At 70.5% G+C, this 11635-nt stretch carries 1 protein-coding gene; it reads right to left on the bottom strand.

The annotated features are described in order from the left end of the window. On the bottom strand, nt 1-11504 hold an 11504-nt coding region (locus K8556_RS04775), incomplete at its 3' end, for a non-ribosomal peptide synthetase (protein WP_223738802.1). Between the last annotated feature and the right edge of the window lie 131 nt (nt 11505-11635).

The raw sequence follows: 11635 nt of genomic DNA, 5'->3' as shown, positions 1-11635 counted from the left end.
CCCGTGCTTCCCGACGTGTAGATGAGGTACGCCACGTTCTCCGGGCGCACCTCCGACGTCAGCTCGCAGCAGGACTCCTCCGCCCACTCCTCTTCGCGGTCCAGGCACACGGCCTGCGCGCTGAAGGCGGGCAACGACTCCAGCAGGTGCGAGTGCGCCACCAGCGCCGGGCCCTGCGCGTCCTCCAGCAGCCACCCCAGGCGCTCCTTCGGGTAGCTCGGGTCCAACGGCACGTACGCGCCACCCGCCTTGAGAATGCCCAGCGTCCCCGCCACGACGTCCGCCGTGCGCTCCACGCACAGGCCCACACGCGACTCCGGGCCCACTCCCAGCTTGCGCAGCCGGTGCGCCAGTTGGTTCGCCTTCGCTTCCACCTCCCGGTACGTCAGCCGCTGCTTGCCGCTCACCACGGCCACGGCATTGGGCGTGCGCTTTGCCTGCGCCTCGAAGAGGCGCGGAATCGTCGCGTCCCGGTCGTACTCCGCCTGCTGCTGGTTCCACGTCACCAGCACCTGCTGGCGCTCCACGGGCGTAAGCAGGGGCAGACGGCCTACGGCGACTTCCGGCTTCGCCACCACGCCTTCCAACAGCACGCGCAGGTGCTCCGCCATCCGGCGCACCGTCGCCTCGTCGAACAGGTCGGTGCTGTACTCCACGGCTCCGTTCAAGCCTTGCGGCGTCTCCGTGAAGTAGACGCTCACGTCGAACTTCGACGTGTGAAGCTCCAGCTCCAGCGGCTTCATCGTCAGCCCCGGCAGCTTCGCCTCGCCCTCGGGCATGTTCTGCAAAGCCAGCAGCGTCTGGAACAACGGCGTGTGGCTCAGGCTGCGCTCGGGCTGGAGCGCCTCCACCAGCTTCTCGAAGGGCACGTCCTGGTGCTCGTACGCCTCCAGCACCGTGCCCCTCACCTGCTTCAGCAGCTCACGGAAGGACTTCTCCCCGTCCACCCGGGCGCGCAGCACCAGCGTGTTGACGAAGAAGCCGATGAGTCCTTCCAGCTCCGCTCGCGTCCGGCCCGCGATGGGCGAGCCCACGCTGATGTCCGTCTGTCCCGAGTAGCGCGACAGCAGCGCCTGCCACCCCGCCAGCAGCACCATGTACAGCGATGCGCCTTCACGCTGCGCCAACGTCTTCAACTGCTGTTCCAGCGACGGCGGCAAGACGAAGGTCTGGACCGCTCCGGCATTGCCCCGCACCACCGGGCGAGGCCGGTCCGTGGGCAACTCCAGCACCGGCGGCGCACCGGCGAGCTTCCCCCTCCAGAAGTCCACTTCCTTCTGGAGCGTCTCTCCCTGCAACCAACCGCGCTGCCACGCCGCGTAGCCCGCGTACTGCACCGGCAGCTCCGGCAGCGGCGACGGACGGCCTTCCGAGAACGCCGCGTAGAGCGCCCCCACCTCGCGGATCAGCACTCCCAGCGACCAGCCGTCCGACACGATGTGGTGCATCGTGACGAGCAGCACGTGCTCGGTGCCTCCCAACTTCAACAGACCGGCCCGGATGAGCGGGCCCTTGTTCAGGTCGAAGGGCTCCGCCAGCTCCGCCCCGAGCCGACGCCGGACCTCCTGCTCCTGCTGCTCGGGGGTGAGGCCCTCCAGATCGACGTCCGCCAGTGGCAGGCGCGCATGCGGATGGATGCGCTGCACGGGCTGTCCTTCGTGCAGCTCGAAGGTCGTCCGCAGGGATTCGTGGCGGCGCACGACCTCACGCAGTGACCACTCCAGGGCTCCAACGTCCAGTGCGCCAGCCAGCCGCACCGCGACTGGGACGTTGTAGAGCGGGCTGCCCGGCTCCAGTTGGTCGATGAACCACAGGCGCTGCTGCGCGAACGACAGCGGCGGCGCCTCGTCCCTGGCGACATTCTCCAACGCCGCGGGCGACGCACGAGCGGCCGTCCCCAGTCGCTCGGCCAGGACTTCCAGCACGGGTGCTTCGAAGAGGACTCGCAGCGGGAGCTCCACTCCGAATTCCGCACGGAGCCGTGACACCACCTGCGTCGCCAGCAACGAGTGCCCACCGAGCGCGAAGAAGTTGTCCTTCACGCCCACCCTGGGTACCCGCAGGACCTCCGCCCAGATGGCCGCCAGCTTTCGCTCCGCCTCCGTGCGGGGCGCTTCGTACTCGCGCTCCGAGCGGACCGTATCGAGCTCAGGCAGGGCCTTGCGGTCCACCTTGCCGTTGGCCGTGAGCGGCAGCGCGTCCAGCACGCCAATGGCCGACGGCACCATGTATTCAGGGAGCCGCTGCCGAAGCTCTGCCTCCACGGCCTTCGGGTCGATGTTCTGGCCCGGCTTCGCCACGAGGTACGCGACCAGCCGCTTGTCGCCGCCCACGTCCCGCACCACCGCCGTGGCCTCCGCCACGCCCTCCTGCTTCAGGAGCGCCGCTTCGACTTCGCCCAGCTCGATGCGGAAGCCGCGCACCTTCACCTGGAAGTCGGTGCGCCCCAGGAACTCCAGTGTCCCGTCCTCCTTCCACCGGGCCTTGTCGCCCGTGCGGTACAGCCGCGCTCCCGGCTTCGTGCTGAAGGCGTTGGGGACGAAGCGTTCGGCCGTCAGGTCCGTGCGGTGGAGGTAGCCCCACGCCAGGCCTTCGCCTCCTACGTACAGCTCACCCGGCACGCCCACGCCCGCCACGTCCCCGCGCGCGTCCAGCACGTACGCTGTCGAGTTCCCAATCGGCTTGCCGATGGGGACCGATGCGGTGAGCGACGTATCGCGCGTCAGCGTGTGCGTGGTGGAGAACGTCGTGTTCTCCGTGGGGCCATAGCCGTTCACCAGCACCGCGCCTTCTGGCAGATGCTTCAGATGCTCGCGCACACGCTGGGCTGGCAGCACGTCTCCGCCCGCAAGCACCTGCGACACTCCTGCCAGCGCTTCCACCTGATGTAGCGCCATCTGCTCGTACAGCGCCGCCGTCAGCCACAGCGTGGTGATGCGCTCCTGCTTCAGCAGCGCGCCCAGCTCCTCCAGCGTCAGCGCGTGCGGCGGTGCCAGCACCAGCTTCGCCCCGTGCAGCAGCGCGCCCCAGAGTTCCAGCGTCGAGGCGTCGAAGGCCACCGGCGCCAGTTGCAGCCAGACCTCCTCCGGCCCGAAGCGCAGGAAGCCGTTGCCCACCACCAACCGCGTGATGCCCCGGTGCGGCACGCTCACGCCCTTCGGGCGCCCCGTGCTTCCTGACGTGAACATCACGTACGCCAGGTCTTCCGCGCTCACCTCCACCTGCGGCGCTGCCTCCGGCTGGTGGGCCACTTCGCTCCACACTGTGTCCAGCAGCAGCGGCGTACCCGCGCTCTTCGGCAGCTTCTGCACCAGCGACTGCTGCGTCAGCGTCACCTCGACGCCCGCATCCCCCAGCAGCAACGCGATGCGCTCCGCAGGGTAGTTGCGGTCCACCGGCACGTACGCGCCACCCGCCTTCAGGATGGCCAGCAGCCCCGCCACCATCTCGAAGGAGCGCTCCACGAACACGCCCACCCGCGTGCCTCGCTTCACTCCGAGCCCGCGCAGATGGTGCGCCAGTTGGTTCGCCTTCGCGTCCAGCTCGCCGTACGTCAGCGTCCTGTCGTCCTGGGCCTGGAGCGCCACTGCCTCCGGTGTCTTCCGCGCCTGCTCCTCGAAGCGTGCGTGGACCGGCAGGTCGTGGCGGTTCTGGGTGGCCGTCTGGTTCCACGTCACCAGCACCTGCTGGCGCTCCGCCTCCGTCAGCATGGGCAACTGGCTCACCGCGGTCTCCGGCTTCGCCACCACGCCTTCCAGCAGGACGTGCAGGTGCTCCGCCATCCGGCGCACTGTCGCCTCGTCGAACAGCTCGGTGCTGTACTCCACCGCTCCGCTCAAGCCTTGCGGCGTCTCCGTGAAGAAGAGGCTCACGTCGAACTTCGACGTGCGGATCTCCAGCTCCAGCGGCTTCATCGTCAGCCCGGGCAGCTTCGCCTCTCCCTCGGGCATGTTCTGCACCGCCAGCAGCGTCTGGAACAGCGGGGTGTGGCTCAGGCTGCGCTCCGGATGCAGCGCCTCCACCAGCTTTTCGAACGGCACGTCCTGGTGCTCATAGGCCTCCAGCACCGTGCCGCGGACCTGCTTCAGCAGCTCACGGAAGGACTTCTCCCCGTCCACCCGGGCTCGCAGCACCAGTGTGTTGACGAAGAAGCCGATGAGCCCTTCCAGCTCCGCTCGCGTCCGGCCCGCGATGGGCGAGCCCACGCTGATGTCCTGCTGGCCGCTGTAGCGCGACAGCAGCGCCTGCCAGCCCGCCAGCAGCACCATGTACAGCGATGCGCCCTCCCGCTGCGCCAGTTCCCGCAGCGCATGGGCCAGCGCCGATGGCACCAGGAAGGAATGCACCGCTCCGGTGTTGCCTCGCACCGCCGGGCGAGGCCGGTCCGTGGGCAACTCCAGCACCGGCGGCGCCCCGGCGAGCTTCCCCCTCCAGAAGTCCACTTCCTTCTGGAGCGTCTCTCCCTGCAACCAACCGCGCTGCCATGCCGCGTAGCCCGCGTACTGGAGCGGCAGCTCCGGCAGCGGCGACGGGCGTCCTTCCGAGAACGCCGCGTAGAGCGCCCCCACCTCACGGATCAGCACTCCCAGCGACCAGCCGTCCGACACGATGTGGTGCATCGTGATGAGCAGCACGTGCTCGGTGCTTCCCAGCTTCAACAGGCCGGCCCGGATGAGCGGGCCCTTGTTCAGGTCGAAGGGCTCCGCCAGCTCCACCCCGAGCCGACGCCGGACCTCCTGCTCCTGCTGCTCGGGCGTGAGGCTCTCCAGGTCGATGTCCGCCAGTGGCAGGCGCGCATGTGGATGGATGCGCTGCACGGGCTGCCCTTCGTGCAGCTCGAAGGTCGTGCGCAAGGACTCGTGGCGCCGGAAAATCTCGTTCAGGGCCCGCACCAGTGCGCCCCGCTGCAAGGTGCCTTGCAACCGGACCGCCACCGGGACGTTGTAGAGCGGGCTGCCCGGCTCCAACTGGTCGATGAACCACAGGCGCTGCTGTGCGAACGACAGCGGCGGCACCTCGTCCCTGGCGACGTGCTCCAACGCCGCGGGCAACGGACGGGCGGCCGTCCCCAGTCGCTCGGCCAGGACTTCCAGCACGGGTGCCTCGAAGAGGACTCGCAGCGAGAGTTCCACTCCGAGTTCCGTGCGGATCCGCGAGACCACCTGCGTCGCCAGCAACGAATGCCCGCCGAGCGCGAAGAAGTTGTCCTTCACGCCCACCCTGGGTACCCGCAGGACCTCCGCCCAGATGGCCGCCAGCTTTCGCTCCGCCTCCGTGCGAGGCGGCTCGTAGGCAGTGCCTGCCTCGTGCGCATCCAGCGCCTCCAGGGCCTTGCGGTCCACCTTGCCGTTGGCCGTGAGCGGCAGCGCGTCCAGCACCCCCATCGCGGACGGCACCATGTATTCAGGGAGCCGCTGCCGAAGCTCCGACTCCACGGCCTTCGGGTCGATGTTCTGCCCCGGCTTCGCCACGAGGTACGCGACCAGCCGCTTGTCGCCGCCCACGTCCCGCACTACCGCCGTGGCCTCCGCCACGCCCTCCTGCTTCAGGAGCGCCGCTTCGACTTCGCCCAGCTCGATGCGGAAGCCGCGCACCTTCACCTGGAAGTCCGTGCGGCCCAGGAACTCCAGTGTCCCGTCTTCCTTCCAGCGTGCCTTGTCTCCCGTGCGGTACAGCCGCGCTCCCGGCTTCGTGCTGAAGGCGTTGGGGACGAAGCGTTCGGCCGTCAGGTCCGGGCGGTGGAGGTAGCCCCAGGCAAGGCCTTCGCCTCCCACGTACAGCTCTCCCGGCACGCCCACGCCCGCCACGTCCCCTCGCGCGTCCAGCACGTACGCCGTCGAGTTCCCAATCGGCTTGCCGATGGGGACCGATGCGGTAAGCGGAGTGTCGCGCGTCAGCGTGTACGTGGTGGAGAACGTGGTGTTCTCCGTGGGGCCGTAGCCATTCACCAGCACCGCGCCCTCTGGCAGGTGCTTCAGGTGCTCTCGCACGCGCTGGGCTGGCAGCACGTCACCGCCCGCCAGCACCTGCGACACTCCCGCCAGCGCGTCCACCTGGTGCAGCGCCATCTGCTCGTACAGCGCCGCCGTCAGCCACAGCGTGGTGATGCGCTCCTGCTTCAGCAGCGCGCCCAACTCCTCCAGCGTCAGCGCGTGCGGCGGCGCCAGCACCAGCTTCGCCCCGTGCAGCAGCGCGCCCCAGAGTTCCAGCGTCGAGGCGTCAAAGGCCACCGGCGCCAGTTGCAGCCAGACCTCCTCCGGCCCGAAGCGCAGGAAGCCGTTGTCCACCACCAACCGCGTGATGCCCCGGTGCGGCACGCTCACGCCCTTCGGGCGCCCCGTGCTTCCTGACGTGAACATCACGTACGCCAGGTCTTCCGCGCTGACCTCCACCTGCGGCGCTGCCTCCGGCTGGTGGGCCACTTCGCTCCACACCGTGTCCAGCAGCAGCGGCGTGCCCGCGCTCTTCGGCAGCTTCTGCACCAGCGACTGCTGCGTCAGCGTTACCCCCACGCCCGCATCCCCCAGCAGCAACGCGATGCGCTCCGCCGGGTAGTTGCGGTCCACCGGCACGTACGCGCCCCCGGCCTTCAGGATGGCCAACAGCCCTGCCACCATCTCGAAGGAGCGATCCACGAACACGCCCACCCGCGTGCCTCGCCTCACTCCGAGCCCGCGCAGGTGGTGCGCCAGTTGGTTCGCCTTCGCGTCCAGCTCGCCGTACGTCAGCGTCCTGCCGTCCTGGGTCTGGAGCGCCACTGCCTCCGGCGTCCTCCGCGCCTGCTCCTCGAAGCGGGCGTGGACCGGCGTCGTGTTCGTGGACTCCGCCACCGTGCGGTTGCCACCGTCGAGGAGCCGCTGCCGCTCCTCCGCGTCCACCATCGGCAGCCGGGACACGGCGGCCTCCGGACGTGCCAGCGCGGCCTCCAGCAGGACCCGGAGGTGCTCCACCATCCGGCGCACTGTCGCGGCGTCGAACAACTCGGTGCTGTACTCGACCGAGCCTCTCAGCCCTTCTCCCTCCTCCACGAAGAAGAGGCTCACGTCGAACTTCGACGTGCGGCTCTCCATCATCACCGGCTTGAGCGACATGCCCGGCAGCCCCAGGTCTCCTTGCGGCACGTTCTGGAGCGCCAGCAGCGTCTGGAACAGGGGCGTGTGGCTCAGGCTGCGCTCGGGCTGGAGCGCCTCCACCAGCTTCTCGAAGGGCACGTCCTGGTGCTCGTACGCCTCCAGCACCGTGCCCCTCACCTGCTTCAGCAGCTCCCGGAAGGACTTCTCCCCGTCCACCCGGGCTCGCAGCACCAGCGTGTTGACGAAGAAGCCGATGAGCCCTTCCAGCTCCGCCCGGGTCCGGCCCGCGATGGGCGACCCGACGCTGATGTCCGTCTGTCCCGAGTAGCGCGACAGCAGCGCCTGCCACCCCGCCAGCAGCACCATGTACAGCGACGCGCCTTCACGCTGCGCCAACGCTCGCAGGCGCTGCGTCATCGCGGGGGACCACTGGAAGAAGTGCATCGTGCCCGCGTTGCCCCGCACCGCCGGGCGCGGACGGTCCGTGGGCAACTCCAGGGCCGCGGGTGCTCCCGCGAGCCGGCCCTTCCAGAAGGCCACCTCGCGTTCGAGCGCATCCCCCTGCAACCAGCCGCGCTGCCAGGCCGCGTAGTCCGCGTACTGGAGCGGCAGCTCCGGCAGCGAGGAGGGCTGGCCCTGCACGAACGCCGCGTACAGCGCGCCGATCTCCCGCACGAGCACGCCCAACGACCAGCCATCCGAGATGGCGTGGTGCATCGTGAGCGCGAGCAGGTGGTCGTGCCCGTCCAGCCGCACCAACTGCGCTCGGACCAGCGGCCCTCGCGACAGGTCGAACGGCCTCAGCCCCTGCGCCATCACCCGGCGGCGGGCCTCTTCCTCCCGCTCGCCCGCTTCGACGCCGCGCAGGTCCTCCACCTCCAGCGGCATCGCCGAGGGCGGATGCACCACCTGCACCGGCGTGCCTTCATGCGACGTGAACGTCGTGCGGAGCGCCTCGTGACGTCCCACCAACGCATCCAGCGCACCCTGGAGCGCCGCGACGTCCAGGGCCCCCTCCAGCCGGACCGCGAGCGGGACGTTGTAGAGCGGACTGCCCGGCTCCAACTGGTCGATGAACCACAGGCGCTGCTGCGCGAACGACAACGGCAGGGGCTGCTCTCGCGAGACGGCCACCAGCGGCGGGGCGACGGAGCGCGTGGCGCGCTCCAGGCGGAGCGCCAGGGCCTCCAGCGTGGCGGACTCGAACAACTCCCGCAGCGGCAGCTCCACGCCGAACCCGGCGCGGATCCGCGAGGCCACCTGCGTCGCCAGCAGCGAGTGGCCGCCCAGCTCGAAGAAGTTGTCCGTCACGCCCACCTGGGGCACGCGCAGCACCTGCGCCCAGATGGCCGCCAGCTTCACTTCCACTTCCGTGCGGGGCGCCTCGAAGGCCTTCTCCGAGCGCGGGGCCTCCGGCTCCGGCAGCGCCTTGCGGTCCACCTTGCCGTTCGCGCTGAGCGGCAGCGCGGCCAGCGACACCAGCGCCGTGGGCACCATGTACTCCGGCAGCCGCTGCCTGAGGTGGGCCTTGAGCTCCGCCGCGTCGAGCGTCCGCTCCGGCTTCGCGACCGCGTACCCCACCAACTGCTTGTCCGCGCCCTGCCCCCTCGCCACCACCGTGGCCTCCGCCACGTCCGGGTGCTGGAGGAGCGCGGCTTCGATTTCACCCAGCTCGATGCGGAAGCCGCGCACCTTCACCTGGAAGTCCGTGCGCCCCAGGAACTCCAGCGTGCCGTCCTCCCTCCACCGGGCCTTGTCTCCCGTGCGGTACAGCCGCGCTCCGGGCTCCGGGCTGAACGGGTGGGGCACGAAGCGCTCCGCCGTCAGGTCCGGGCGGTTGAGGTAGCCCCAGGCCAGGCCTTCGCCTCCCACGTACAGCTCTCCCGGCACGCCCACACCCGCCACGTCCCCGCGCGCGTCCAGCACGTACGTCGTCGAGTTCCCAATCGGCTTGCCGATGGGGACCGACGCGGTGAGCGACGTCTCGCGCGTCAGCGTGTGCGTGGTGGAGAACGTGGTGTTCTCCGTGGGGCCGTACGCATTCACCAGCACCGCGCCTTCCGGCAGCCGTGACACGTGCTCCCGAGCGCGCGGGAGCGGCATCACGTCACCGCCCGTCAGCACCTGGGACACGCCCGCCAGGGCGTCCGCCTGGTGCAGCGCCATCTGCTCGTACAGCGCCGTCGTCAGCCACAGCGTGCTGATGCGCTCCTGCTTCAGCAGCGCGCCCAGCTCCTCCAGCGTCAGCGCGTGCGGCGGCGCCAGCACCAGCTTCGCCCCGTGCAGCAGCGCGCCCCACAGCTCCAGCGTCGAGGCGTCGAAGGCCACAGGCCCCGTCTGCGACCAGACCGCGTCCGCGTCGAAGCGCATGAAGTCGTTGCCCACCACCAGGCGGGTGATGCCCCGGTGGGGGACGCACACGCCCTTCGGGCGCCCCGTGCTTCCTGACGTGAAGATGATGTACGCGAGGTCCTCTCCGCCCACCGCCACGTCCGGCGGCGTCTCCGGCTCGCGGCGGATGGCGTCCCACGCCGTGTCCACGCAGAGCGGCTTGCCCGCACCGGCGGGCAGCTTCTCCACCAGCGACCGCTGCGTCAGCGTCACCTCGACGCCCGCGTCCTCCAGCAGCAGCGCGATGCGCTCCGCCGGGTAGTTGCGGTCCACCGGCACGTACGCGCCCCCGGCCTTCAGGATGCCGAGCAGCCCCACCACCATCTCCCACGAGCGATCCACGTACACGCCCACCCGCGTGCCGCGCTTCACCCCGAGCCCGCGCAGGTGGTGCGCCAGTTGGTTCGCCTTCGCGTCCAGTTCGCCGTACGTCAGCGCCTGCCCGTCCACGCCCTGCACCACCGCCACCCGGCCCGGCGCCTTGCGCGCCTGCTCCGCGAAGAGCGCGTGCACCGGGCGCTCCCTCGGGTACGCCGCCTGCGTCCGGTTCCAGTCCTCGGCCAGCAAGCGCCGCTCGGCGGCCTTCACCATGGTCAGCCGGGCCACGGGCATCGCCGGGTGGGCCACGGCGGACTCCAGCAGGCCGCGCAGGTGCTCCACCATCCGCGCGACGGTGGCCGCGTGGAAGAGGTCGGTGTCGTACTCCACGTAGCCGCTCAGGCTGCCTTCCGCCTCCGTGAGCTGGAGGAGCAGGTCGAACTTGGCCGTCTGGGTGTCCACCTCCATCGCGTTCAACCTCAGGCCCTGCACGGCCACCGGCCCGCGCGGCGCGTTCTGCAGCGCGAACATCGCCTGGAAGAACGGCGTGCGCCCCGAGTCGCGCTCCGGCTGGAGCGCCTCCACCAGCTTCTCGAACGGCACGTCCTGGTGGTCCGTCGCGCCCACCATCGTCTCGCGGAGCTGGCGCACCAGTCCCTGGAACGACAGCTCCGGCGTGAAGCGCGCGCGCAGCACCAGCGTGTTGACGAACATGCCGATGAGGCCTTCGAGCTCCGAGCGGGTCCGGCCCGCCATGGGAGAGCCCACGCTCACGTCGTCCTGCCCGGAGTAGCGCGACAGGAGCGACTGCCACCCGGCCAGCAGCACCATGAACAGCGTCGCGCCCTCCTGCTGCGCCAGCCCCCGGAGCGCGTCCGTCAGCTCCCGCGGCCACTGGATGGGCGTGCGCGCGCCCCGGAAGCCGCGCGCCGCGGGCCGGGGCTTGTCCGTCGTCAGCTCCAGCGCGGGCGGCGCGCCCGACAACTGCTCGCGCCAGTACGCCAACTGCCGCTCCAGCGCCGCGCCCTGCAACGTGTCCCGCTGCCAGGCCGCGTAGTCCGCGTACTGCACGGCCAGCTCCGGCAGCGGCGACGGCTGGCCCTGCAGGAACGTGGCGTAGAGCACCGCCACCTCGCGCACGAGCACGCCCAGCGACCACCCGTCCGACACGATGTGGTGCATCACCACCAGCAGCAGGTGGTCCGCGTCTCCCAGCCGCACCAGCAGCGCGCGCATCAGCGGCCCCGTGGCGAGGTCGAAGGGACGCAGCGCCCCCTCCCGCACCCGGCGCCAGGCTTCGGCCTCGCGCGCGTCCGCCGCGAGCGCGCCCACGTCCGTGCGCTCCAGCGCCAGCGCGGGCAGTGGCGCGAAGTGCTGCACCAGCCCGCTCTCCGTGCCCTGGAAGGTCGTGCGCAGCGACTCGTGGCGCCGCACCACCTCCAGCAGGGAGCGCTCCAGCACCGCCACGTCCAGCGCGCCCTCCAGCCGCACCGCCACGGGGACGTTGTAGAGCGGGCTGCCCGGCGCCAACTGGTCCATGAACCACAGCCGCTGCTGCGCGAAGGAGAGTTCCGCCGGCTTCGACCGGTCCCTCAGCGGGAACGCCGCCCGCGCCGGAGTCCCCGCCGCGTTCTTCTGCGCGGCCATCTTCTTGAGCAGCTCCGCGCGCTTCTCCGGAGACAGGTTCGCGATCCGCTTCGACAAATCACCGCTGCTGCTCATCGAATTGACTCCGGAATCTGGACACGACACGGCCCCCGAGGGGCGCCCGGAAAGCGGGACGCAGGGCCCAGAGGGTCAGTGCCGGTGGATGTCGATCACGCGCGGCCTGCCGCTCGTCGCGCGAGCAGCGT

This window comes from Corallococcus sp. AS-1-12, from assembly GCF_020036995.1.
GTDB lineage: Bacteria > Myxococcota > Myxococcia > Myxococcales > Myxococcaceae > Corallococcus.
Note: the sequence above shows the minus strand (reverse complement) of the source record. Positions and strands in the feature narration are given on the sequence as shown.